The organism is Stenotrophomonas thermophila (assembly GCF_001499715.1).
Lineage (GTDB): Bacteria > Pseudomonadota > Gammaproteobacteria > Xanthomonadales > Xanthomonadaceae > Stenotrophomonas > Stenotrophomonas hibiscicola.
Genome location: NZ_CVIW01000012.1, coordinates 63114 through 87055, shown reverse-complemented (window position 1 = coordinate 87055; position 23942 = coordinate 63114). Strand labels below are relative to the sequence as shown.

At 66.6% G+C, this 23942-nt stretch carries 20 protein-coding genes and 1 pseudogene; 11 read left to right on the top strand and 10 right to left on the bottom strand.

Going from position 1 to position 23942, the window contains the following annotated elements; translation table 11 throughout:
- Nucleotides 1-62 precede the first annotated feature (62 nt).
- The 3 genes from BN1263_RS07080 to typA are packed head-to-tail and all read right to left on the bottom strand — an operon-like array spanning nt 63 to nt 4053.
- On the bottom strand, nt 63-1685 hold the full coding sequence (locus BN1263_RS07080; RefSeq protein ID WP_058980345.1) for an amidase: 1623 nt from the start codon (nt 1683-1685) through the stop codon (nt 63-65).
- Between the two features lie 41 nt (nt 1686-1726).
- A complete protein-coding gene (locus tag BN1263_RS07075) occupies nt 1727-2194 on the bottom strand; it encodes a DUF2127 domain-containing protein (RefSeq protein ID WP_019659569.1) in 468 nt (155 codons plus the stop codon).
- Between the two features lie 11 nt (nt 2195-2205).
- Entirely contained in the window at nt 2206-4053 is a 1848-nt protein-coding gene (typA, locus tag BN1263_RS07070) for a translational GTPase TypA (protein ID WP_026346967.1), read from the bottom strand.
- Between the two features lie 268 nt (nt 4054-4321).
- Between typA and BN1263_RS07065 the strand changes: the two genes are divergently transcribed.
- The 6 genes and pseudogenes from BN1263_RS07065 (at nt 4322) to BN1263_RS07040 (ending at nt 11176) form a co-directional block, all read left to right on the top strand.
- Nucleotides 4322-4813, top strand: a complete 492-nt coding sequence (locus BN1263_RS07065) for a peptidylprolyl isomerase (RefSeq protein WP_005408225.1) — start codon at nt 4322-4324, stop codon at nt 4811-4813.
- Between the two features lie 118 nt (nt 4814-4931).
- A complete protein-coding gene (locus BN1263_RS07060) occupies nt 4932-5918 on the top strand; it encodes a malate dehydrogenase (protein ID WP_005415428.1) in 987 nt (328 codons plus the stop codon).
- 122 nt (nt 5919-6040) lie between these two features.
- Nucleotides 6041-6655 (top strand): RluA family pseudouridine synthase, encoded by a 615-nt coding sequence (locus tag BN1263_RS07055; RefSeq protein ID WP_058980344.1) that lies wholly within the window; start codon nt 6041-6043, stop codon nt 6653-6655.
- Between the two features lie 820 nt (nt 6656-7475).
- Nucleotides 7476-9356 carry a propionate--CoA ligase gene (gene prpE / locus BN1263_RS07050; protein WP_058980343.1) on the top strand — a complete coding sequence of 627 codons (1881 nt, stop codon included), beginning with the start codon at nt 7476-7478 and terminating at the stop codon, nt 9354-9356.
- A 215-nt stretch (nt 9357-9571) separates the two neighbouring features.
- On the top strand, nt 9572-10075 hold the full coding sequence (locus BN1263_RS07045) for a hypothetical protein (RefSeq protein WP_058980342.1): 504 nt from the start codon (nt 9572-9574) through the stop codon (nt 10073-10075).
- A 46-nt stretch (nt 10076-10121) separates the two neighbouring features.
- A pseudogene (locus BN1263_RS07040) lies at nt 10122-11176 on the top strand (suppressor of fused domain protein).
- A gap of 67 nt (nt 11177-11243) precedes the next feature.
- Here the strand turns inward: BN1263_RS07040 and BN1263_RS07035 are convergent.
- The 5 genes from BN1263_RS07035 to BN1263_RS07015 all read right to left on the bottom strand — a co-directional run bounded on the left by BN1263_RS07035 (nt 11244) and on the right by BN1263_RS07015 (nt 16691).
- Nucleotides 11244-11855, bottom strand: a complete 612-nt coding sequence (locus BN1263_RS07035; RefSeq protein WP_019659563.1) for a glutathione S-transferase N-terminal domain-containing protein — start codon at nt 11853-11855, stop codon at nt 11244-11246.
- A gap of 84 nt (nt 11856-11939) precedes the next feature.
- Complete coding sequence (locus BN1263_RS07030; RefSeq protein ID WP_004154513.1) at nt 11940-12398, bottom strand: cell wall hydrolase; 459 nt, start codon at nt 12396-12398, stop codon at nt 11940-11942.
- A gap of 299 nt (nt 12399-12697) precedes the next feature.
- Nucleotides 12698-14728 (bottom strand): NADPH-dependent 2,4-dienoyl-CoA reductase, encoded by a 2031-nt coding sequence (locus BN1263_RS07025; RefSeq protein WP_058980341.1) that lies wholly within the window; start codon nt 14726-14728, stop codon nt 12698-12700.
- Nucleotides 14729-14868: 140 nt separating this feature from the next.
- Nucleotides 14869-15498 (bottom strand): membrane protein YczE, encoded by a 630-nt coding sequence (gene yczE / locus BN1263_RS07020; protein WP_021202254.1) that lies wholly within the window; start codon nt 15496-15498, stop codon nt 14869-14871.
- 173 nt (nt 15499-15671) lie between these two features.
- Nucleotides 15672-16691, bottom strand: a complete 1020-nt coding sequence (locus BN1263_RS07015; protein ID WP_058980340.1) for a zinc-binding alcohol dehydrogenase family protein — start codon at nt 16689-16691, stop codon at nt 15672-15674.
- 357 nt (nt 16692-17048) lie between these two features.
- On the opposite strand from BN1263_RS07015, the gene BN1263_RS07010 reads away from it, so the two are divergent.
- The 4 genes from BN1263_RS07010 (at nt 17049) to BN1263_RS06995 (ending at nt 20117) form a co-directional block, all read left to right on the top strand.
- Nucleotides 17049-18140 (top strand): OmpA family protein, encoded by a 1092-nt coding sequence (locus BN1263_RS07010; protein WP_019659558.1) that lies wholly within the window; start codon nt 17049-17051, stop codon nt 18138-18140.
- Nucleotides 18141-18360: 220 nt separating this feature from the next.
- A complete protein-coding gene (locus tag BN1263_RS07005; protein ID WP_014646073.1) occupies nt 18361-18867 on the top strand; it encodes a hypothetical protein in 507 nt (168 codons plus the stop codon).
- Between the two features lie 20 nt (nt 18868-18887).
- Entirely contained in the window at nt 18888-19697 is an 810-nt protein-coding gene (locus BN1263_RS07000) for a pseudouridine synthase (protein WP_019659557.1), read from the top strand.
- 84 nt (nt 19698-19781) lie between these two features.
- Nucleotides 19782-20117, top strand: a complete 336-nt coding sequence (locus BN1263_RS06995) for a hypothetical protein (protein ID WP_019659556.1) — start codon at nt 19782-19784, stop codon at nt 20115-20117.
- 118 nt (nt 20118-20235) lie between these two features.
- Here BN1263_RS06995 and kbl read toward each other — a convergent pair whose 3' ends face one another.
- Nucleotides 20236-21444, bottom strand: a complete 1209-nt coding sequence (kbl, locus tag BN1263_RS06990) for a glycine C-acetyltransferase (RefSeq protein WP_021202257.1) — start codon at nt 21442-21444, stop codon at nt 20236-20238.
- 199 nt (nt 21445-21643) lie between these two features.
- On the opposite strand from kbl, the gene BN1263_RS06985 reads away from it, so the two are divergent.
- Nucleotides 21644-22339: a TorF family putative porin gene (locus tag BN1263_RS06985; protein WP_021202258.1), complete on the top strand. Its 696-nt coding sequence runs from the start codon at nt 21644-21646 to the stop codon at nt 22337-22339.
- A 132-nt stretch (nt 22340-22471) separates the two neighbouring features.
- On the opposite strand, the gene tdh is transcribed toward BN1263_RS06985, so the two are convergent.
- Nucleotides 22472-23494 (bottom strand): L-threonine 3-dehydrogenase, zinc-binding type, encoded by a 1023-nt coding sequence (gene tdh, locus BN1263_RS06980; protein WP_005415442.1) that lies wholly within the window; start codon nt 23492-23494, stop codon nt 22472-22474.
- Nucleotides 23495-23942: the final 448 nt, after the last annotated feature.

Sequence of the window (23942 nt, the reverse complement as noted above, 5' to 3'; positions counted from 1 at the left end):
ATGCTCGGCTGCTTTCGATTTTCCGTTGAAGCCGAGCTGGGCTCGGCTCTACAGAAACACGATCACGGCTCGCCAGCGTCGATCAGCGCGTCGGTATCGAAGTGCGGCGGGCGCCGTGCGCGCGTGCGCTGCTCGTAGGCGTAGGCCATCTCGATCAGCTTCGGCTCGCTCCAGGCGGTGCCCATGAACAGCAGGCCGACGGGAAGGCCGTTGATCTGGCCCATCGGCACAGTCAGGCTGGGATAGCCAGCCACAGCGGCAGCGCTGTAGCTCTCGCCGGGGAAATCGTCGCCTTCGCTGCGGATTGGCCACGCCACGCCGGTGGTGGGGGCCACCAGCGCATCAAGCTGGTGGGCGGCGAGGGCAGCATCAATGCCTTCCGGGCCCGCCAACCGGCGTGCATCGCTGCGCGCGCGGATATAGGCCGGGTCGGCCAGGCCGGCGGTGGCGTCGGCCGCCACCAGCAGTTCCTGGCCGAACAGGCCCAGCTCCTGCTTGCTGTGCGCCTGGTTGAAGGCGATCAGTTCGGCCAGGCTGCGCAGCGGGGCGCGATGGGCGCTGAAGTAGCGCTCCAGCCCGGCCTTGAATTCGTACAGCAGCAGCGTGCGCTCGGCCTCGGCCCAAGCGCCCCGGTTGGGCAGCTCCACCGGCACCACCACGGCGCCGGCGCGACGCAGCTCGGTCGCCGCCTGTTCGATCAGTGGCGGCATGCCCCGGTACTTCAGCAAGGGTGTCTGCAGCAGTCCGATGCGCTTGCCGCGCAGGCCCTGGGGGTCCAGTCGCGCGGTGTAGTCGTAGACCGCGCGGCCGGGCATGGTCGCGGTGGCCGGGTCGGCATCATCGCGGCCGGCGATCGCGGTCAGCACGGCGGCAGCGTCGGCGACACTGCGCGCCATCGGACCGGCGGTGTCCTGGCTGAAGGAAATCGGGATGATGCCGTCGCGGCTGACCAGGCCTACGGTCGGCTTGAGGCCGACGATGCCATTGATCGCCGCCGGGCAGACGATGCTGCCGTCGGTTTCGGTACCAATTGCTGCGCTGGCGAGGTTGGCGGCCACGGCTACCGCGCTGCCGCTGCTGGAACCACAGGGCGAATGGCTCAGCCGGTAGGGATTGCGGGTCTGGCCGCCGCGCGCGCTCCAGCCGGAGATCGAATCATTGCCGCGGAAATTGGCCCATTCGCTGAGGTTGGTCTTGCCCAGCACGATGGCGCCGGCATCGCGCAGCCGGCGCACCAGGTAGGCATCGTCCGGACGGAAGCTCTGCAGGGCCAGAGAGCCGGCACTGGTGGCCATCGGCGCGGCGTTGATGTTGTCCTTCAACAGCAGCGGGATGCCGTGCAGCGGGCCGCGCAGGTGGCCGCTACGGCGCTCGCGGTCGCGCGCGGCGGCTTCCTTCAGGGCATCGGAGTTGAGCTCGATCACCGCGCGCAGGCGCGGCCCGGCGCGGTCGAGGGCGGCGATGCGCTGCAGGTAGGCCTGGGTCAGGGTGGTGCTGTCCAGTTCACCGGCGGTCATCCGCGCCTGCAGGTCGGCAATATCGGTTTCGGCGTACGGGAACGGCACGTTGCGGCTCGCAGGTTCGGCCGCATGCGCGCTGGGCGTGGCCGGGCTGCAGCCAGCCGAAAGCAGCGCCGGCAGCGCGGCGAGCAGGCAGGTCAGCAGAGGCGGCAAGGACAGGCGCATGGGGCGGCTTGGTCGGCTCCAATCCCCAGTGTAGCGAGTGCTCAGCGGTGGCGCTTGCGCAGGTCGCGGGCGAGTACGTAGACCACGATCAGGTTAATCGCCAGGATCGTCCACGACGGCCAGCCGGGATGGCGGATGATCGCGAAGATGTCGAAGGGCAGGTACAGGGCAGCGGTCAGGCAACCCAGCCAGGAGGCCCAGGCCTTGGCCCGCCACAGGCCCCAGGCTTCGACCAGGTGCAGCAGTCCGTAACCGATCATCCCCGCCGCGGCCAGGTGGACCGCGTCGGGGCTGATCATGTGCAGCAGCGAGGGCAGGGTGCCGTGGTCCGGATCCAGGCTGAAACGCCGGATCAGGGCCATGATGCCGTGCCGCAGCGGCTGCGGTCCGAGCACTTCCAGCCCGGTGGCAGCCAACAGTGCCAGCATCGCCTTGCTCGCTTCGAGCAGGGCGATGACGTGCAGGCCCGGATGCCGGTGTGGATCCGGGTTGTAGCCGCTCTGGCTCACGGGGTGCTGGCTCAGCCGCCGCGCGAAGCCTTCTTGCGGTCGCTCTCGGTCAGGAACTTCTTGCGCAGGCGGATCTCCTTCGGGGTGATCTCGACCAGCTCGTCGTCTTCGATGAAGTCCAGGGCCTGTTCCAGCGAGTACTTGATCGCCGGGGTCAGCTGGATCGCATCATCCTTGCCCGAAGCGCGCATGTTGGTCAGCGGCTTGGTCTTGATCGCGTTGACGGTCAGGTCGTTGTCCTTGGAGTGGATGCCGACCAGCTGGCCTTCATACACGTTGTCACCTTCGGCGGCGAAGAGCTTGCCGCGTTCCTGCAGTGGGCCCAGCGAGTAGGCCGGGGTGACGCCCGGCGCATTGGCGATCATCACGCCGTTGATGCGCTTGGCGATCGCGCCCTGTTCCTTCGGGCCGTAGTGGTCGAACACATGGAACAGCAGGCCCGAACCCTGGGTCAGGGTCTTGAACTCGTTCTGGAAACCAATCAGGCCACGGGCCGGGATCTGGTATTCCAGGCGCACGCGGCCCTTGCCGTCCGATTCCATGTTCTTCAACTGGCCCTTGCGGGTGCCCAGCTTTTCCATCACGCCGCCCTGGTGGACTTCTTCGATGTCCACCACCAGCTGCTCGATCGGCTCCATCAGCTGGCCGTCGATTTCCTTGATGATCACTTCCGGGCGCGACACGGCCAGCTCGTAGCCTTCGCGGCGCATGTTCTCGATCAGCACCGACAGGTGCAGTTCGCCACGGCCGGAGACCAGGAACTTGTCGGCGTCTTCCAGCTGCTCGACCTTCAGGGCCACGTTGTGGACCTTTTCACGGTCCAGGCGGTCCTTGATCTGGCGGCTGGTCAGGAACTTGCCACCGGACAGGTCCTTGTTGCCGGCGAACGGCGAGTTGTTCACCTGGAAGGTCATCGAGATGGTCGGCTCGTCGACGGTCAGCGCCGGCAGGGCTTCCGGGAAGTCCGGTGCGCAGATGGTGTCGGAGATGGTCAGCTCCTGGATGCCGGAGATGGCCACGATGTCGCCGGCCTCGGCCGAATCCTGCTCGATGCGCTCCAGGCCCATGAAGCCCAGCACCTGCAGCACCTTGCCGTTGCGCTTCTTGCCTTCACGGTCGATGACCGCGACCTGCATGTTCTTCTTCAGGGTGCCGCGCTGGATGCGGCCGATGCCGATCACGCCCACGAAGTTGTTGTAGTCCAGCTGGCTGATGCGCATCTGGAACGGGCCTTCCGGGTCCACTTCCGGCTTCGGCGCGTGCTTCATGATCGCTTCGTACAGCGGGGTCATGTCGCCGTCGCGCACGGTGTCTTCCAGGCCCGCGTAGCCGTTGAGGCCCGAGGCGTAGACGATCGGGAAGTCCAGCTGCTCGTTGGTGGCACCGAGCTTGTCGAACAGGTCGAAGACCTGGTCGATCACCCACTCCGGACGGGCGCCCGGACGGTCGACCTTGTTGACCACGACGATCGGCTTGAAGCCCATCGCGAAGGCCTTCTGGGTAACGAAGCGGGTCTGCGGCATCGGGCCGTCCATCGCATCGACCAGGATCAGCACGGTGTCGACCATCGACAGCACGCGCTCGACCTCACCGCCGAAGTCGGCGTGGCCGGGGGTGTCGACGATGTTGATCCGGTTCTTGATGCCGGTCTTCTTGTCTTCCCAGGTGATGGCGGTGTTCTTGGCCAGGATGGTGATGCCGCGTTCCTTTTCCTGGTCGTTGCTGTCCATCACGCGCTCGGCGAGGACGGTACGCTCGGACAGGGTGCCGGACTGCTTCAGCAGCTGGTCGACCAGGGTGGTCTTGCCATGGTCGACGTGGGCGACGATGGCGATGTTGCGAAGATTTTCGATGGACATACGAAAGGGGGCCAGTCGGCGCCGGATTTGGAAAAAGAAGTCCAACATTATACGTCGAACTTGACGATTCGCGAAAAGGTGGATTTCACGCCCGTCACGGGGCCCATTCAGCTGGGCCGCCACACGGCCGAGGCCGCCAGGACCGTCGCGCGGGCTGCCCCGCCGGCGGCTGAAGCCCGGGTCTGCGCCCATGGTCGAAGCCGCCGCCGCCGCAAGGCAGGTGTAAACTAGGTGGCTAGACGCGTTCCCCTCTGCATCAAGGATCTTCATGTCCCTCATCGCCACTTTCGACACCACCCAGGGCCCGATCAAGGTCGAGCTGTTCGCCGACAAGGCGCCGCTGACCGTGGCCAACTTCGTGAACCTGGTCAAGCACGGCTTCTATGACGGCCTGATCTTCCATCGCGTGATCGCCGACTTCATGATCCAGGGCGGCTGCCCGCAGGGCCGTGGCACCGGCGGCCCGGGCTACAAGTTCGAAGACGAAAAGAATGGCGTGAAGCACGAGGTCGGCTCGCTGTCGATGGCCAACGCCGGCCCGAACACCAACGGCAGCCAGTTCTTCATCACCCACATCAAGACCGATTGGCTGGACGGCCGCCACACCGTCTTCGGCAAGGTCCTGGAAGGCCAGGCCATCGTCGATTCGGTCAAGCAGGGCGACGTGATCCATTCGATCACCCTGGAAGGCGACGTCGACGCCGTGCTGGCCGCCCAGGCCGACCGCGTCGCCGAGTGGAACAAGCACCTCGCCGCCTGATCCCCCTTCGAAACGGCCACCCACGGGTGGCCGTTTCCCTGTTCCCCGCCGCCCGCCAGGCCTGCGTGGCTCCGCCCGCGGCGTCCCATCAAACGCTTGCAAGCAAGAGGAAACCCCCATGAAAGCACCCGTTCGTGTTGCCGTGACCGGCGCCGCCGGCCAGATCGGTTATGCCCTGCTGTTCCGCATCGCCTCCGGCGAAATGCTGGGCAAGGACCAGCCGGTCATCCTGCAGCTGCTGGAACTGCCGGTCGACAAGGCCCAGGCCGCCCTGAAGGGCGTGATGATGGAGCTGGAAGACTGCGCCTTCCCGCTGCTGGCCGGCATGGTCGGCACCGATGACGCCGAAGTCGCGTTCAAGGACGCCGACATCGCCCTGCTGGTCGGCGCGCGTCCGCGCGGCCCGGGCATGGAGCGCAAGGACCTGCTGCTGGAAAACGCCAAGATCTTCACCGCCCAGGGCGCGGCGCTGAACAAGGTCGCCAGCCGTGACGTGAAGGTGCTGGTGGTCGGCAACCCGGCCAACACCAACGCCTACATCGCCATGAAGTCGGCCCCGGACCTGAAGCCGGAAAACTTCACCGCCATGCTGCGCCTGGACCACAACCGCGCGCTGAGCCAGCTGTCGGCCAAGCTCGGCAAGCCGGTCGGTGGCATGGAGAAGCTGGTGGTGTGGGGCAACCACAGCCCGACCATGTACCCGGACTACCGTTTCGCCACCGCCGATGGTGCGTCGATCGCCGATGCGATCAACGACCAGGAGTGGAACGCCAACACCTTCATCCCGACCGTCGGCAAGCGCGGCGCGGCGATCATCGAAGCCCGCGGCTCGTCCTCGGCTGCTTCGGCCGCCAACGCCGCCATCGACCACGTGCGTGACTGGGTGCTGGGCAGCAACGGCAAGTGGGTCACCATGGGCGTGCCGTCCGACGGTTCCTACGGCATTCCGGAAGGCGTGATCTTCGGTTTTGCCGTGACCACCGAGAACGGCAAGTACACCCTGGTCAAGGATCTGCCGATCGACGACTTCAGCCAGAAGTACATCGACAAGACCCTGGCCGAGCTGGAAGAAGAGCGCGCCGGCGTCGCCCACCTGCTGGGCTGATGCAGGCGGTACCGGCTCCGGACGGTACGTCTTCCATCAAGGTAGGTACCGACCGCTGGTTGGTACGCAGAAAGCGGGGAGGCTTCGGCTTCCCCGTTTTCATTTGGAATTCCTGGAACCGCATGATCCACCTGCACTACATCGATGACGCACTGCTGGTGGCCGAGAAGCCGGCTGGCCTGTTGTCCGTACCCGGCCGCAGCGCCGAGAACCAGGACTGCGTGGTCGCGTGCCTGCAGGCGCTGTATCCGGATGCGTTGACCGTGCACCGCCTGGACCAGGTGACTTCCGGCCTGCTGCTGCATGCGCGCGGCAAGGACATGCAGGCGGCGTTGTCGATGCAGTTCGAGCAGCGCCAGGTTGGCAAGCGGTATGAAGCGGTGGTGCAGGGGCTGCTCGAACGCGACACCGGCGAAGTGGACCTGCCGCTGATCGTGGACTGGCCGAACCGGCCGAAGCAGATGGTCGACCATGAGCGCGGCAAGCCGGCGCTGACGCGTTGGCGCGTGCTGGTGCGCGATGTTGAAGCGCGGCGCACGCGCGTGGCGTTGGAACCGATCACCGGCCGCAGCCATCAGCTGCGGTTGCACATGGCCAGTATTGGCCATCCGATTGTTGGCGACGTGCTGTATGACGCGGCACCGGCGCAGCGCGTGCATCTGCATGCGTGCAGCCTGCAGTTCACCCACCCGGTGACGGGCGAGGTGCTCGCGTTCGAGTCTGCGGCTCCGTTCTAGGGGTTCGGCAGGGCTTGCAGCCCTGCACCTGCTACGAACCGGAGCAACGCGAAAGGCCAAGGCGGCTCTGGCTTTCTACTTGTTGGGCGGGGCGGTGTGGGTTGGCAGGACACGCCGTAAACCCCGCTCCGCGGTCCGGCCCAGCCGCTGGCGGCTGGGCGTTCGGGCGCTTGCGTAGCAGTGCTTCGCAAGCAAAGCGCCCTTACCCATGGGGGCTCGATGGCGCCATCCATGGCGCCAACGGTCCTGCCAACCCACACCGCCCCGCCTTCGACAGATCTCCGGTGACGGATGGTCTATCCACGCTTTGCGTGGATCAAATCCATCGGAATCGAATATTTCGACAATTGATCGAAAAGGATCCACGCATGGCGTGGATCTACCGTGTCGACCAAGGTCGACACCCACCAGAGCAATACGCCGTTCCGACAGATGGCAGGAAACTGTCGAAGGCGGGGTGGGTCCGGTTGCGGGGGCGTGAGCCGCATGGGCCCGAGGCATGCCTCGGGCGGGTTGGGCAGGACGCCCAACCCCGGTCTTGCCGTGTGCGCAGGACTGCGCACACGAGCAAGCGGCGACCGAGCCTCCATGGACGGATTCACGGCGTCCCCCGCAACCGGACCCACCCCGCCATCCCACGGGAAACCCGCTGTTGCTTCGGCTGTTGCTTCTGAGGTTGCCGGCCAGCGGCCGGCACTACCACGGGTGCAGGGCTGCAAGCCCTGCATAACAAACCCCACCCCCCTACCAAGGTAGGGCGGCCCGCGCGCCAGCGCCGGACTATCCTCGAACCCATGACTTCGTCTGGGAGGGCTGCGTCATGAACTACGAGGAAACCTACCGTCGCTCGATCGACGAGCCGGAGGCCTTCTGGGGCGAGGAAGCCAAGCGCATCCATTGGCACAAACCGCCGCAGCAGGTGCTCGACTACAGCAATCCGCCGTTCCGGCGCTGGTTCGTCGGCGGCGAAACCAATCTCTGCTACAACGCCGTCGACCGCCACCTGGCCGAGCGCGCCGACCAGCTCGCACTGGTCGCCATCTCCACCGAAACCAACAGCACCCGCGAAATCACCTATCGCCAGCTGTATCGCGAAGTGAACGACTTCGCCGCCGTGCTCAGGCACCTCGGCGTCGGCCATGGTGACCGCGTGGTGATCTACATGCCGAACATGGCCGAAGCCGTGTTCGCGATGCTGGCCTGTGCGCGCATCGGTGCGGTGCACTCGGTGGTGTTTGGTGGCTTCGCCGCGCACAACCTGGCGCTGCGCATCGACGATGCGAAGCCGAAGCTGCTCATCGCCGCCGATGCCGGCATGCGCGGTGGCAAGCTGATTCCGTACAAGCCGATGGTTGACGCGGCCTGCGCCGAAGCGGCTTCGCCGCCACCGCATGTGCTGATCGTGTCGCGCGGGCTGGATGCCGCCGAACCACGCGTGCCGGGCCGTGATGTGGAGTACGCCACGCTGCGTGCACAGATCGGGGAAGTGGATGTGCCGGTGCAGTGGCTGGAAGCGAGTGAGCCGAGCTACCTGCTGTACACCTCCGGCACCACCGGCAAGCCGAAGGGCGTGCAGCGCGATGTGGGCGGCTACGCGGTGGCGATGGCGCAGTCGATGGAAACCGTATTCGACTGCAAGCCGGGGCAGGTAATGTTCTCCACCTCCGATGTCGGCTGGGCGGTGGGCCATTCCTACAACGTGTACGGCCCGCTGATCGGTGGCTGCACCTCGCTGCTGTACGAAGGGCTGCCGACGAATCCGGATCCGGGCATCTGGTGGGCGCTGTGCGAGCAGTACAACGTGCGCACCATGTTCTCGTCGCCCACCGCCATCCGCGTACTGAAGAAGCACGATGCGGACTTCATCCATCGCCACGACCTGCGCGCCCTGAAGTACCTGTTCCTGGCCGGCGAGCCGCTGGACGAACCGACCGCGCACTGGATCAGCGAAGCGCTGGGCAAGCCGATCATCGACAACTACTGGCAGACCGAGACCGGCTGGCCGGCTCTGACCCTGCTGCCGGGCCTGGAGATGAAGCCGGTGCGCTTCGGTTCGCCGGGCTTCCCCAATCTTGGCTACCGGATGAAGGTGATCGACGAGAACACCGGCGAGGAAGTCGCACCGGGGCAGAAGGGGGTGCTGGTGGTGTCGCCGCCGTTGCCGCCTGGCTGCATGAGCACCGTGTGGAACGACGACAACCGTTTCCTGCAGAGCTACTTCAGCCATTTCAAGGAACTGCTGTACAGCTCGCTGGACTGGGCGATCCGCGACGACGATGGCTACACCTTCATCCTCGGCCGTACCGATGATGTGATCAACGTGGCCGGGCACCGGCTGGGCACGCGCGAGATCGAAGAGGCCATTTCGAGCCACCCGCGCGTGGCCGAGGCTGCCGTGATCGGGGTCAAGGACGAATTGAAGGGGCAGGTGCCGCTGGTGTTCGTCACCCTCAAGCAGGGCCTGGATGGCGAGGATCCGGCGGAAGTGGTGGCCGAGATGATGGCCACGGTGACCACCTCGCTCGGCGCGGTGGCGCGCCCGGCGCACGTGCACGTGGTCAACGCGCTGCCCAAGACCCGTTCGGGCAAGCTGCTGCGGCGCTCGTTGCAGGCGTTGGCCGAGCAGCGCGACCCGGGCGATCTGTCGACGCTGGACGACCCCGGCGCGCTGGAGGAGATCCGCCGGGCGCTGGGCCGTTGATCCGGTAGTGCCGGCCGCTGGCCGGCACCCCCATCAATCCCGAGGTTGCCGGCCAGCGGCCGGCACTACCCGCGGCACTTGCGCTAAGCTCGGCCTGTCATCGACCTGCAATACGCGGCGCGCGCCGGGGAAGGCGCGTGCCGTCCGGGGATGGCACACAGGGGAGCGCGCCCGCGAGGGCCCGCCGGTATTGCGCATCGAGGGAGGGGGAGGCAATGGCACTGCTGCACGCCAAGACGGCTGCTGGCCGTCAGGAAATCGAAGACCGTGGCCGGCGCCTGCCGGCGGCACTGCGCTCGATCCTGCTGATGGTCGATGGCCGACGCGACGACACTGAACTGCGCGGCCTGTTGGAAGGCCTGCGCGCGCCTGCCGATGCGCTGGAGCAGCTGGCCGCGCAGGGACTGATCGAAGTGATCGGCGGAAGTGCAGAGGTCGTGCCGGCGCGTGGCATCAGCACCGGTCGCGAACAGGACCCGGCGCTGTACCAGCAGCTGTACGACGCGATGAGCGATGCGGTGCGGCGCCATCTGGGCCTGAAGGGCTACTTCATGCAGTTGAAGATCGAACGCTGTACCGATGCGCTGGCGCTGGAACGCCTGTGCCCGGAACTGCTGGCAGCGGTGGGCAAGGCGCGCAGCCCGGCGCTGGCACAGCGCTGGTGGCAGGAAACTCAGGCCGCCGTGGTCAAGGGTGGTGGTGAGGTCGTGCAGGCCTGAGCCACCGCGTAAAGTGATCGGTTCACTTCCCCACAAGGAGTCCCGCGTGCAGGACGACCACGACGACACCGATACCCCCGGCTGGGACGCGATCAATGCGGCGCTGGCGCCGCTGTATGCCGGGCAGGAGCCACGTCACTTCGGCACCGCGCTTCCGTACACGCTCGGTGGCCAGGATCCGCTCGATGGCATCAGCGTGTACTGGGCGGATGCGCCGGTACCCCACTGGCACTACGTGACTTACGGCTTCTCCGAGCTGTATGCCAAGGAGAGCAGTGATGCCGCCACCAGCGGCTATGGTTTCGAGCTGACGTCCGTCTCGCCGCCGAAGCCGCTGAGAACGCCGACAGCACGCCGCCGGTGTGGCCGATGAACCTGCTGCAGAACCTGGCGCGTTATGTGTTCGCCAGCGGCAACGTGTTCGAGGATGGCCACCATCTGAATGCCAACGGCCCGATCGCGCTGGAGACCGACACGCGGCTGTGCCATCTGGCGTTCATTGCCGACCCGCAGTTGCCGGCACGCGACACCGCCAATGGCCACCTGCAGTTCCTGCAGCTGGTCGGGCTGACCGATGAGGAGATGGAAGCGGTCAAGCGCTGGTCCACGCGCGGCGTGCTGCAGGTACTGCAGCCGGCAATGCCACTGTGGATCAGCGACCTGCACCGCGGCAACCTGCTGGAGGACCAGGCGCTTGCCGCGCAGGTGCGGGAAGGCAGCGAGCGCGAGGGCTCCAGCACCGGCATGCTGTTCATCGAGACGTTGGACTGGCGGCAGGAGGCGGGCGTCACCACGCTGGTGCTCGGCGCCGGCCAGGTGGCCAGCGTGTGCGAGCTGCTGCCCTTGCGCCTGCGCCACGGCAGATCGCTGGAACTGGTCAGCCGCGAGCGGCAGTGGGAGTTCGTCGCGAACGGGGGCGGTGAAGCGGCGGACGTATCCGCCGACAGCGCGCGCTGGTCACTGGACGAGGCGGGCCTGCAGGCCCTGGCAGGGGTGCGCGCCGAGCGCGGGGTTTACCCGCTGGCGGGGGCGCTGCGCATCGAAGTGGTGCCGACCTACCTGCGCGATGCCAAGGGGGAAGTGATCCGCCAGATCGGCTGATCGCGCGAATGAAATCGAGGGGGTCGGAGCCGCCTGCGGCGCAGGCGGATCCGACCCCTGACCAAGGTCAGGCCAGCCCTTCGGCCTTCAGTGCGGCCTGCACGCCGGCATCGGCGTCCATGCGCGCCTTGTAGGCGGCCAGGTTGTCCAGGCCCGACAGGTCGACCTTGGTACCGGCGGCCCAGCGCAGGGTGATGTAGAAGTACGGGTCGGCGAAGCTGCGGAAGCCGGCCAGCCACGGCTTGTCGGCCAGCTGCCTGTCGGCGGTCTCGAACAGGCCACGCAGGCGCTTGTGCGCGGCGGCGCGGATCGCATCGAACTGGCTCTCGTCGGCGATGAACTTGCCCGGCGCGAACAGCGGCGAGAAGGCCGGATGCACGTCGGAATTGACGAAGGCCAGCCAGCGGGTGGCTTCGGCGCGCTGGCGCGGGCTGCCGTCACCGCCGAGGCCGGCCTGCGGGAAGCGATCGGCGATATAGCCCATGATCGCGGCGTTCTGCAGCAGCACGAAGTCGCCGTCGACCAGCGCGGGCACCGCGCCGGCCGGATTGATCTTGAGGAATTCCGGACCCTTCAGGGTGTCCTTGTTCAGCAGTTCAACCTCGAACGGCTGGCCGGTCCACTGCAGGGCGATGTGGTCGGCGGTGGAACAGGCACCGGGCTTGCTGTACAGCTTCATGGGAACTCCAGGTGATGCGGGCGGGAAACGCCCACTATCCCAGAGCCTGCCGGCAGGCGGCAACGCTGCCGCCGGCACGGATCGTTACGACTGCCGCGGCTTGAGGTTCTGCACCTTATAGAAGGTGTGATCGCCGATGGTGGCCACCTGGTAGGCGTTGCGCCAGTTCGGGCTGGCGATGGACAGCGCGGCGAAATGGCTGGCACCGGGCACGATCTCGCGGCGCTCGCCGGCCGGCAGCGCCCAGTTGCGCTCGGCGTCGAAAGCGACGTTCATCGCCTCGCTCCACGCCGCGTCATTGCCCAGCTGGGTGCCGGGGGAGACGATGGTCGGTGCGAACTGCTTGCGCGCGGTGACGACCTGGCACATCGAGTCGCCCCACAGGCCGCTGTCAAGGCGACGCAGGGCGACCTCGGCGACGGCCTGCTGGCCGCGCAGGGTCTGGTCGCGGGCTTCCAGGTAAACGGTGGTGCTCAGACACAGTGAATCAGCGGCCGGCTGCGGCAACAACTGCGACAGCCAGAGAATCCAGGCCAGTTTCATATAACTCCTTGCTCCGTATGGGCCGCACCTTCCGGTTCCGGCCGCGGGGGCGACAGGAGGCGGGGTACGACTTGGCGTCATGGGGAGGCGGCCATCGGGGCCGCCCCGTGGGCAGCCCCAAAAAGAATCGATCAGTACTGATCGGTGGGGCCACGCCAGCTCACCGGAAACTGGCTGGTGAGCGGAAAGATGGCGCAAGGTAGGGGGGCATAGCCGAACCCATCGTGAACCGCCCGGCTTGACATTCAGGTTCCACGGAGGTGACGGAAATCACATTCCGTCCCCCATTCAGGCGCTCATCAGAGCGTGGCGGCCACCCGGCTGCCCTGGTCGATGGCCCGCTTGGCGTCCAGTTCGGCCGCTACATCGGCACCGCCGATCAGCTGCGCGTTGATGCCGGCGGCCTGCAGTTCGGCCTGCAATGCGCGGTTCGGTTCCTGCCCGGCGCAGATCACCACATGGTCTACCGGCAGCAACTGTTCGCTGCCTTCCACGCGGATGCGCAGGCCCTCGTCGTCCACCCCCAGATACTCGACGCCACCGAGCATGCGCACGCCCTTGGCCTTCAGCGTGGCGCGATGGATCCAGCCGGTGGTCTTGCCCAGCCGCGCGCCCGGCTTGCCCGGGCTGCGCTGCAGCAGCCACAAGCGCCGCGGTGACGGCTCGACCTCGGGCCGGCCCAGCGAGCCGCGTGCCTCGAAGCTGGCGTCCACGCCCCATTCGGCCATCCAGCGCTGCGGGTCCAGCGATGGCGACTCGCCAGCGTGGCTGAGGAATTCGCCGACGTCGAAGCCGATGCCGCCGGCGCCGATGATCGCGGCAGTGGCGCCCACTTCGACGCGGCCCAGCAGTACGTCCAGATAACTGACCACCTTGGCGTGGTCGGCGCCGGGGAAGCTGACCTTGCGCGGGGTGATGCCGGTGGCCAGCACCACCTCGTCGAAGCCGGCCAGGCTGGACGCGTCGGCGCGGGTGTTCAGGCGCAGCTGCACGCCGGTTTCGGCCAGCTTGTGGCGGAAATAGCGCAGGGTTTCGTGGAACTCTTCCTTGCCGGGGATGCGCTTGGCCACGTTGAACTGGCCGCCGATCTCATCGTGGGCATCGAACAGGGTGACCTGGTGGCCACGCTGGGCCGCGACAGTGGCACAGGCCAGGCCGGCCGGGCCGGCACCGACCACGGCAACCTTCTTCGGCGCGAGGGTGGGGCGATAGACCAGTTCGGTCTCGTGCGCGGCGCGCGGATTGACCAGGCAGCTGGCCAGCTTGTTCTCGAACACGTGGTCCAGGCAGGCCTGGTTGCAGGCGATGCAGGTATTGATCGCTTCCGCGCGGCCTGCACGGGCCTTGTTGGGCCATTGCGGGTCGGCCAGCAGCGGACGTGCCAGCGACACCATGTCGGCGCCGCCGCCGGCGAGGATGCGTTCGGCGACGTCGGGCATGTTGATGCGGTTGGTCGCCACCAGCGGCAGCGTCACATGCGGTTTCAGTTTGGCGGTGACACCGGCGAAGGCCGCACGCGGCACCGAGGTGGCGATGGTCGGAATGCGCGCCTCGTGCCAGCCGATGCCGGAATTGATGATCGTCGCGCCAGCCGCCTCGATGGCCTGCGCCTGCTGCACGATCTCGTCCCAGTTGCTGCCGTCGTCCACCAGGTCGACCAGCGACAGGCGGTAGATGATGATGAAGTCCGGGCCGCAGGCCTCGCGGATGCGGCGCACGATCTCCACTGCAAAGCGCATGCGTTGGTTGGCGTCGCCACCCCAGCGGTCGGAGCGCTTGTTGGTGCGCGGGGCAATGAACTCGTTGATGAGGTAGCCCTCCGAGCCCATCACCTCCACCCCGTCGTAGCCGGCCTCGCGGGCCAGCTTCGCGCTGCGCGCGTAGTCGGCGATATGCCGCTCGACGCCACTGGCCGACAGCGCGCGCGGGGTGAACGGGTTGATCGGCGCCTTCAGCTTCGACGGTGCCACCGACAGCGGGTGATAGGCATAGCGGCCGGCGTGCAGCAGCTGCAGGCAGATCTTCGCGCCGTGCTGGTGCGCGGCGGCGGTGAGCTGCCGGTGCGGGCGTACCTCCCAGGGCCAGGACAACTTGCCGCCAAAGGGCTTCAGCCAGCCCACCACGTTCGGTGCGAAGCCGCCGGTGACGATCAGGCCTACGCCGCCCTCGGCGCGTTCGGCGAAGTAGGCCGCCAACCTTGGGAAGTCGCGGGCGCGATCTTCCAGTCCGGTGTGCATCGAGCCCATCAGGACGCGGTTGCGCACCTGGGTGAAGCCCAGATCCAGCGGGGCGAACAGATGGGGATAGGCGCTTTCGTTGGCTGGCGACATGGTCGATACGCTTGCGTACGGAAGCGCGAAGCGTGCCGCGAAATGGCGGCCGGGGCAAGGGCCGCTGGATCGCGCCTGCAGCGCTGCCCCCGAACTCGGGGGGGGGGTAGTGCCGGCCGCTGGCCGGCATTCGGGTCAACTCAGGGCGATTGTGGTTGTCGGCCTGCGGTCGGCACGACCGGGCGGCGGCCGATCCCGAACCAGCCCAGGGTGACGCCGCACAGCGGGCCGATCAGCAGGGCGAAGGCGAGGGTGCCGAGGCCGACGTTGCCGCCCAGCCACCAGCCCAGCAGCAGCACGCTGCCTTCGATGAGGCTGCGCACCTTCCAGATCGCCCAGCCGGTGCGCGCATGCAGGCCGGTCATGAGGCCATCGCGTGGACCCGGGCCGAGGCGGGCGCCGATGTACAGGCCGGTGGCCAATGCCACCAGCAGCATGCCCGCGCAGAACATCGTCAGTTGCCAGCCAAGGCCGACGGCCGGCGGCAGCAGCCACAGCCCGAACTGCGCGGAGGGACCGATCAGCATCACGTTGAGCACGGTGCCGACGCCCGGCTTCTGCCGCAGCGGCCACCACAGCAGCAGCACCAGTGCGCCAATCACATTGGTGGCCAGGCCAAACGAGAGCGGGGTCTGCGCGGCGATGCCCTGTGACAGCACATCCCACGGCGCCACGCCGATGGCGGCACGGATCATCAGCGAAGCACCAAAGCCGTACAGGAACAGGCCGGTGATCAGTTGCAGCAGGCGCAGGGGCAGGGCGGTGGGCACGGTGGGCTCGGGGGAGAGGAATCTGTTTCCACCGTAATCCCGATTCAGTCACTTCAATAGATACAGATGCCGACCAATCCGCCGCTACAGGCGGAATCTGTAGAGCCGAGCCCATGCTCGGCTGCTTTGCCTGGCACCACCAGCCGAGCATGGGCTCGGCTCTACATGACGCTTCAGTCGTCCCAGCCGACCAGTGCCAGCTTGCCCACCGTGCGTCCGCTGGCCAGGCGCTGATGCGCAATGTCCAGATTTGCCGCATTGATCGTGCCCAGTGACTCACTGAGCGTGCCGCGCAGCTGGCCAGCATCGATCATGCTGGCGGCGCGGCTGAGGATGCGGTGCTGTTCGATGCGGTCGGCGGTGGCAAAGCGCGAGCGCGCGAACATGAATTCCCAGTGGATGCCGATGCACTTGGCCTTGTAGGGATCGCCGATGTGCAGCGGGCCACGTGGCTCGACGATCAGCCCGACATGTCCCTGCGGCGCCAGCAGCTGGCCCAGCTCATCCCAGTACTGGTCGGTGTCGGCCAGGTTGAGTGCGACCTGCACCGCGTCGATGCCGAGCGCATGCAGCTGGGCCTGGAGCGGCTGCCGGTGATCGATCACGTGCCGGGCACCCATCTGCCGGCACCAGTCGGCCGAGGCTTCGCGCGACGCAGTGGCGATCACCTCGAAACCCGCATGGCGGGCCAGCTGGATCGCCATCGAGCCGACGCCGCCCGCACCGCCGATCACCAGCAGGTTCTGGCCGGCGTGGCGGCAATCATCCAGCCGCAGGGGCATGCGCTCGAACAGCAGTTCCCAGGCAGTGAGCGTGGTCAGCGGCAGTGCCGCGGCCTCGGCGAAATCCAGCGTGGTGGGTTTGCGCGCGACCAGCCGTTCGTCCACCCATTGGTACTGCGCGTTGCACCCCGGGCGGGTGACATCACCGGCGTAATAGACCTCATCACCGGACGCGAACAGGCTGGCCTCGTCGCCGATCGCCTCCACTACGCCGGCCGCGTCCCAGCCAAGGATGCGAGGTGCCTGGAGCGTGGCTGGATCCGTGCTGGCACGCTGCTTGCCGTCGACCGGGTTGACCGAAATCGCCTCGACCCGCACCAGCAGGTCGCGCCCCCGTGGAGGCAGCGGCGGAGGAAGGCGGATATCGCACAACGCGGGGGCGGACTCACGACTCAGGGCGACGGCTTTCATCACGGCTCCGGCTGGGTTCGTGGTTCCATCATAAGGTTCCTCACCTTTTCGCAGAGACGCTGAACTGCTCATCGCAGCGCGCTGCGCAATGTGTCGTTTCCAACGCCTAAACCCCGTCAAACCCTTGCAGCGTGAGGGTCTTGCGGATTTTCATCATCCTGTATAGGGTTTCAACGTCGGACCGATGGACGGTCGGGCGCAACACTTCACATGTTACGGGACTGTTAACATGGCCTTCACCCGCCTGAGCATAATGTTCGCGGCGGTGGCGTGCTGAATCGGCTGTCGTACATCGACGCACTTGTGCTGGCCCATGCCTCTACCGGTTTCATACCCCCGAAATAGGAGCTGTACTCAATGAACAAGAAGATCCTTACTGCCGCGCTGCTGGGCGGCCTGGCTTTCGCCCAGGCAGCTTCGGCGCAGGAGTTCGATGACCGCTGGTACCTGACCGGTTCGGCCGGCTTCAACTTCCAGGACAGCGACCGTCTGACCAATGATGCTCCGTTCGTGACCCTGGGCCTGGGCAAGTTCATCAGCCCGAACTGGTCGCTGGACGGTGAGCTGAACTATCAGAACCCGAACTTCGATTCGAACAAGGACCTGAACTGGTCGCAGTACGGCGTCTCGCTGGACCTGCGTCGCCACTTCATCAAGGAAGGCCGCGGCTGGAACCCGTACATCGTCGGTGGCCTGGGCTACCAGAAGTCGGAAGAAGAGTACCCGGCGCTGAATGCCAACGGTCCGCGCCAGCGTAAGGACGGCAACGTTGCCGCCAAGCTGGGCGTCGGCCTGCAGACCACCTTCGAAAAGCGCGTTGCTGTCCGCGCCGAAGTGGCTTACCGCGCTGACTTCGACGACCAGAGCGTTGCCGCTCCGAACGAAGACTGGTTCGGTGACGTGCTGGCTTCGGTCGGCGTCGTGATCCCGCTGGGCCCGGCTCCGGTCGCTGCTGCTCCGGCTCCGGCTCCGGTTGCCCCGAGCTGCGCCGATCTGGACGACGACGGTGACGGCGTCAACAACTGCGACGACAAGTGCCCGAACTCGCAGCCGGGTCAGACCATCGGTCCGGACGGTTGCCCGGTGCCGGTCTCCATCGACCTGAAGGGCGTCAACTTCGACTTCGACAAGTCGAACCTGCGTCCGGACGCCGTGGCGATCCTGAGCGAAGCCACCGAGATCCTGAAGCGTTACCCGGATCTGCGCGTTGAAGTTGCCGGTCACACCGACTCGAAGGGTACCGACGCTTACAACCAGAAGCTGTCGGAGCGTCGCGCCACCGCCGTGTACAACTACCTGACCAAGAACGGCGTTGACGCCGGTCGCCTGGTCGGCCCGATCGGCTACGGCGAGAGCCGTCCGATTGCTCCGAACACCAACCCGGATGGTTCGGACAACCCGGAAGGTCGCGCCAAGAACCGTCGTACCGAGCTGAACGTCCAGAACTAAGTTCTGACGCTCTGCCAGTAGGACACAGCAGGACCCGGCTTCGGCCGGGTCTTGTTGTTTCTGCGGCACTCAATCCAGGCATCTGGTGGTCTGCAAGTAACCGTTCGTCGGGTTTTTATCCTTAAAACCAATGAGTTGCCGTATTCATTGAAAGTGGCGCTTGAAAGCTGTCGCGGCATTGCTAAACTCGCCGCGTCCCTTCCTTTCCTGGATGCCCCTCATGCTGCGCTCTGCATCGGCCGCCTTCCTGGCGCTGGCCCTGGTTCCCGCCGCCCACGCTGCGGTCGATTGCTCGGTCAACACCAGCGCCTCGCCGCTGCCGTTGCCGGCCACGACCATCGCGCCGGTTGCCGACGAGCTGTACATCCGTGGCAACCAGCTGGGCATGCCGGCCGGTGTGCTGAGCAGCAACTACGATCCGTCGCAGTCGCTGGACCAGGTGCTGCAGCGCCTGCGCATCGACGGCTGCCAGAACATCGCCAAGGCCATCCCTAGCGCACCGGCGGTGAAGCCGAACGATCCGGCGGCCTACAAGCCGCAGACCGAATTCGACAACACGCCCTGGCGCTTCGACATGAGCCAGAACGGCAAGCGCATGACCGCCGAAGAGTTCGACGCCTGGATGAAGGCGCGCGGTGTGCGCGTGGTCAAGGCGCGTCCGGCCCCGGCCGCCACGCCGGCGGCGGCTGAAGCACCGGCTGAGACCAAGCCGGTCGACAAGAAATAAGCACCGCGGGGAGCAGAGGCTTGCGCACGCGCCGCCCACCTGCTGCCCCCGCTGCCCGCTCCCACGCACCGCGTGGGCGTGCGACTTCCGCTGCCGCTTCCGCCGGTGTCCGCCATGGCCTGGCGCGCGTACTGTCCAAGGCCGGCGTGTGCTCGCGCAGCGAGGCCGCGCGCTGGATTGCCGAAGGCCGCGTACGCGTGTCCGGCCGGATCGTGCGCGACCCGGAATTTCCGATTGGCCAGCCGGTGCCGCCGATCGAGGTCGATGGCCAGCCCATGGGCGCGCCACAGCGCCTGTACCTGATGCTCAACAAACCGCGCGGGGTAGTGACCACCGCGCAGGACGAGCGCGGCCGCGACACCGTCTACCGCTGTTTCGATGGCGCGGGGCTGCCGTGGATCGCGCCGGTCGGGCGCCTGGACAAGGCCAGTGAAGGGCTGTTGCTGTTCAGCAACGATCCGCAGTGGGCGGCGCGCCTGACCGACCCGCAGACCGGGCCGGACAAGACCTACCACGTGCAGGTTGATGGCCTGCCCGATGACGCCACGCTGGCGGCACTGCGGGCCGGCGTGGAGGACGAGGGCGAGTTCCTCGCCGCCCGTGCCGTGCGCGTACTGCGCAGTGGCGACAAGACCGCATGGCTGGAGGTGGTCCTCGACGAGGGCCGCAATCGCCATATCCGCCGCCTGTTGGCGGCCTTCGACCTGCAGGTGCTGCGCCTGGTCCGGGTCGCGATCGGCGGGCTGCAGCTCGGCGATCTCGGCAAGGGCCAGTGGCGGGTCCTGCAGGTCAGCGACCAGCAGCGGCTGGGGGCCGCTGCACCGGGCTGATCATCGCCCGTGGCCGGCGTTTGCCGGCCGCCGTTCCAGGCGTAGGGGGCGCCTGGCTGTCGAATATCCCGAACGGAGCCTGCCATGTACCACCTGACCCTCAATCAAACCCTGCGCTGCGCAGGCCTGCTTCTGCCGATGGTGCTGCTGAGCGCCTGTGGTGGCCACAAGAAGGTGGCCAAGGCGGAAACGCCGGCCGAGACCCCGGTGGTGGAAGTGAAGACCCCGGAGCTGGATGGTCGCGGCAGTTACCGCTTCCTGATGAGCAACGGCGACAAGAAGATGACCGCCGATGAGTTCGATGCCTGGATGAAGGCCAACGGTATCCGCGTAGCCAAGGGCAATGGCCAGGATGCCGCCGCCAAGCCGGTGGTGGTGGCCAGCAAGGACGAGCCGAAGGGCAAGAAGAAAAAGAAGTGACGCGCGTCGCGCGTCATTTCGGTAGCGCCGGGCCGTGCCCGGCGAGCGCATGGCGCGGCTTTCGGGAAATCGCCGGGCATGGCCCGGCGCTACCCCTGGGGATCCGACCCCGGTGCGGTCAGCCCTTGACCACGCCCAGTTCGACGCCGATGCGCGTGAATGCATCGATCGCGCGGTCCAGATGCTCGCGGCTGTGCGCGGCGCTGATCTGGGTGCGGATGCGCGCCTGGCCCTTGGGTACCACCGGGAAGAAGAAACCGATCGCATAGATGCCTTCTTCGAGCAGGCGCTCGGCGAACTTCTGTGCCAGCGGCGCGTCGTACAGCATCACCGGGCTGATCGGATGTACGCCCGGCTTCACGTCGAAACCGGCCGCGGTCATTTTTTCGCGGAAGTAGGCGGTGTTCTCGGCCAGCGTGCTGCGCAGGTCGTCGGCGGCGGCCAGCATTTCGAATGCCTTGATGCCTGCGGCCACCACGTGCGGCGGCAGCGAGTTGGAGAACAGGTACGGGCGCGAGCGCTGGCGCAGCAGTTCGATCACTTCGGCGCTGGCGCAGGTGAAGCCGCCAAGTGCGCCACCCATGGCCTTGCCCAGGGTGCCGGTGATGATGTCGATCTTCTCCAGCACGCCCTTGACCTCGGCCGAACCGCGGCCGGTGGCGCCAAGGAAACCGGTGGCGTGGCATTCGTCGATGTGCACCAGCGCGTTGTACTTCTTCGCCAGCGCAGTGATCTCGTCCAGCGGCGCGATGAAGCCGTCCATCGAGAACACGCCGTCGGTGGTGATCAGCTTGGTCTTGCAGCCGGCGGCATCGGCGGCCTGCAGCTGGGCTTCCAGGTCGGCCATGTCGCAGTTGGCGTAGCGGAAACGCTTGGCCTTGCACAGGCGCACGCCGTCGATGATCGACGCATGGTTCAGTGCGTCGGAAATGATCGCGTCATTCTCGCCAAGCAGTGGCTCGAACAGGCCGCCATTGGCATCGAAGCAGGCCGCGTACAGGATGGTGTCCTGCTTGCCGAAGAAATCGGCGATCTGCTTCTCCAGCTGCTTGTGCAGGTCCTGGGTGCCACAGATGAAGCGCACCGACGCCATGCCGAAGCCGTGGCTGTCCAGCGCGTCCTTGGCGGCCTGGATCAGGTCCGGGTGGTCGGCCAGGCCCAGATAGTTGTTGGCACAGAAATTCAGCACCGTGCGGCCGTCGTCGAGGGTGATCTCGGCCGACTGCGGGCTGGTGATGATCCGCTCGGACTTGAACAGGCCCTGGGCGCGGATGGCGTCCAGTTCCTCGGCGTAGTGGCGGGTCAGGGCGGAGGAGGGGTCGGTCATGGCGTGGGCACGGTTCTGAGCGGGGAAACCGCTGATTCTACCGGGCATCGCCGCTTGCCAACCGGCGCAGTTGCGGCGTCACCACAGCGGGCACATGTTGCATCGCAATAGCAAACGGGTTCAAATTCGTGAACCGGCGCTGTCCCGCTCCGGCCGCCCCGCCTTCCGCGCCACGCCACCGCCCCCACCGGAGACGCTCATGAAGCACGCCCGTGCCTGCCTCGCCATTGCCGCTGCCCTGTCCATGGCCGCCCCGTTCACCGCCAGTGCCCAGGAAGACGAATCGCCGTACAGCTGGAACGTCACCGCCGTTTCCGATTACCTGTTCCGTGGTGTCTCACAGACCGACGAAAAGCCGACCCTGCAGGCGGGGTTCACCTACACCTCGCCGGTCGGCCTGTATGCCGGTGTCTGGGGTTCGGGCGTCGACTTCGGTCCGGGCGACCCGAGCACCGAGGTCGACTACCAGATTGGCTATGGCGTTGACGTCACGCCCCGCGTCAATTTCGACGCCCTGCTGAACCGCTACACCTACCTCGGTGCCAGCGAGCTGAACTACAACGAGCTGATCACCACCACCACGCTGGATGAGACCTACAAGCTGACGGTCGCCTACACCAACGATGTCTGGAACAGCAGCACCGATGGCTGGTACTTCGGCCTGGGCGGCAGCTGGGGCCTGCCGAAAGACTTCACCCTGAATGCCAACGTCGGTCGCAGCACCTTCGAGGACGGCATCGCCAAGGACTACACCGACTGGAACGTCGGCGTCGCGCGCCAGTTCGGCCTGTTCAACGTCGGCCTGGGCTACTACGGCACCGACGGCAACGGCCGTGACAACTCCGGCAAGCTGGCCCACAGCCGGGTGATGCTGAGCGTCGCCGTCGGCAAGTAACGCCGAAGGCGTTACGGGTAGTGCCGGCCGCTGGCCGGCAACACCAAAGAAAAAGGCGCCCATCGGGCGCCTTTTTCAATTTCAAGGTGTGCCGAGCAAGCTCGGCACCCACCCATCGCGCACGGCGAAGGGTCAATTCCAGCTCAAAACAACCTTGCCGGCCTTGCCTTCTTCCATCAGGTCGAAGCCCTTCTGGAAATCGTCAATCGGCAGCTGGTGGGTCATCACCTTGCCGAGCGGGAAACCGGACAGCACCAGCTGGGTCATCTTGTACCAGGTCTCGTACATCTTGCGGCCGTAGATGCCCTGCACGGTCAGGCCCTTGAAGATGATCTTGTCCCAGTCGCAGCCGGCGCCCTTGGGCATGATGCCGAGCATGGCGATCTTGCCGCCGTGGTACATGCAGTCGAGCATGTCATTGAAAGCGCGCGGGTTGCCGCTCATTTCCAGGCCCACGTCGAAGCCTTCCATGTGCAGTTCCTTCATCACGTCCTTCAGCGACTGGTTGGCCACGTTGACCACGCGGGTAGCGCCCATGTCGGCGGCCAGCTTCAGGCGGAAGTCGTTGACGTCGGTCACCACTACGTTACGCGCGCCGATGTGCTTGCAGATGCCGGCGGCGATGATGCCGATCGGGCCGGCACCGGTGATCAGCACGTCCTCCCCGATCACATCGAATTCGAGCGCACAGTGCGCGGCGTTGCCGTAAGGATCGAAGAACGCGGCCAGCTCCGACGGAATCTGGTCCGGGATCGGCCACAGGTTGCTGGCCGGCATCACCATGTATTCGGCGAACGCGCCGTTGACGTTGACGCCGATGCCGACGGTGTTCGGACACAGGTGCGGGCGGCCGCCCCGGCAGTTGCGGCAATGACCGCAGACGATGTGGCCTTCGGCCGAGACGCGCTGGCCGATCTCGTAGCCGGTCACGCCCGGGCCGATTTCGGCAATGCGGCCGACGAACTCATGGCCGATGGTCAGGCCCGGCTTGATCGTGCGCTGGCTCCACTCGTCCCACAGGTAGATGTGCAGGTCGGTACCGCAGATCGCGGTCTTCTCGAGCTTGATCAACACCTGGTTGGGGCCCGGAGTCGGCACCGGAACCTCTTCCATCCAGATGCCCTTGGCTGCTTCGCGCTTGACCAGGGCCTTCATCGTTTGCTGCGCCATCGGGGTGGAACTCATCAGGGGGAAAGCGCGGATTATAGGGTGCCGCGCGGATTTCCCATGTTGCGCTGCGGGTGCAGTGGTGGAACGAAAGGCGTGCGCCGGTGGGCGTTTCGAACGTACTGCGAACAGCGGCGCCTCCCTGATCCGGGAAAGGGGGCGTGGTCACCCTGGCCGGGACACGCAAAAGCCCATCCATGGTGCTCGATGGCGCCTTGCTCGTGCGCGCTATCCTGCGCACACGGCAAGACCGGGGTTGGGCGTCCTGCCCAACCCGCCAGTCGCATGCGCCCGGCCCATGGCGCCAACGGTCCCGTCCAGGGTGACCACGCCCCCTCTGGACGATTTCCGTGTGCGCGGCCGACGTGCGCGTGGCAGAGCAAGAAGCAGGCCCATGACTTCCGGGGTTCGGCCGGGGCAGGGCGGCGGGCTACAA

Coding starts and splice junctions, on each gene's coding strand:
- BN1263_RS07005 (WP_014646073.1), top strand. CDS start 18,361: ATGCTGCGCTCTGCATCGGCCGCCTTCCTGGCGCTGGCCCTGGTTCCC.
- BN1263_RS07030 (WP_004154513.1), bottom strand. CDS start 12,398: ATGAAACTGGCCTGGATTCTCTGGCTGTCGCAGTTGTTGCCGCAGCCG.
- BN1263_RS07045 (WP_058980342.1), top strand. CDS start 9,572: ATGGCACTGCTGCACGCCAAGACGGCTGCTGGCCGTCAGGAAATCGAA.
- kbl (WP_021202257.1), bottom strand. CDS start 21,444: ATGACCGACCCCTCCTCCGCCCTGACCCGCCACTACGCCGAGGAACTG.
- prpE (WP_058980343.1), top strand. CDS start 7,476: ATGAACTACGAGGAAACCTACCGTCGCTCGATCGACGAGCCGGAGGCC.
- BN1263_RS07065 (WP_005408225.1), top strand. CDS start 4,322: ATGTCCCTCATCGCCACTTTCGACACCACCCAGGGCCCGATCAAGGTC.
- BN1263_RS06995 (WP_019659556.1), top strand. CDS start 19,782: ATGTACCACCTGACCCTCAATCAAACCCTGCGCTGCGCAGGCCTGCTT.
- BN1263_RS07015 (WP_058980340.1), bottom strand. CDS start 16,691: ATGAAAGCCGTCGCCCTGAGTCGTGAGTCCGCCCCCGCGTTGTGCGAT.
- BN1263_RS07025 (WP_058980341.1), bottom strand. CDS start 14,728: ATGTCGCCAGCCAACGAAAGCGCCTATCCCCATCTGTTCGCCCCGCTG.
- tdh (WP_005415442.1), bottom strand. CDS start 23,494: ATGAAGGCCCTGGTCAAGCGCGAAGCAGCCAAGGGCATCTGGATGGAA.
- BN1263_RS07060 (WP_005415428.1), top strand. CDS start 4,932: ATGAAAGCACCCGTTCGTGTTGCCGTGACCGGCGCCGCCGGCCAGATC.
- BN1263_RS07055 (WP_058980344.1), top strand. CDS start 6,041: ATGATCCACCTGCACTACATCGATGACGCACTGCTGGTGGCCGAGAAG.
- typA (WP_026346967.1), bottom strand. CDS start 4,053: ATGTCCATCGAAAATCTTCGCAACATCGCCATCGTCGCCCACGTCGAC.
- BN1263_RS07035 (WP_019659563.1), bottom strand. CDS start 11,855: ATGAAGCTGTACAGCAAGCCCGGTGCCTGTTCCACCGCCGACCACATC.
- BN1263_RS07010 (WP_019659558.1), top strand. CDS start 17,049: ATGAACAAGAAGATCCTTACTGCCGCGCTGCTGGGCGGCCTGGCTTTC.
- BN1263_RS06985 (WP_021202258.1), top strand. CDS start 21,644: ATGAAGCACGCCCGTGCCTGCCTCGCCATTGCCGCTGCCCTGTCCATG.
- BN1263_RS07080 (WP_058980345.1), bottom strand. CDS start 1,685: ATGCGCCTGTCCTTGCCGCCTCTGCTGACCTGCCTGCTCGCCGCGCTG.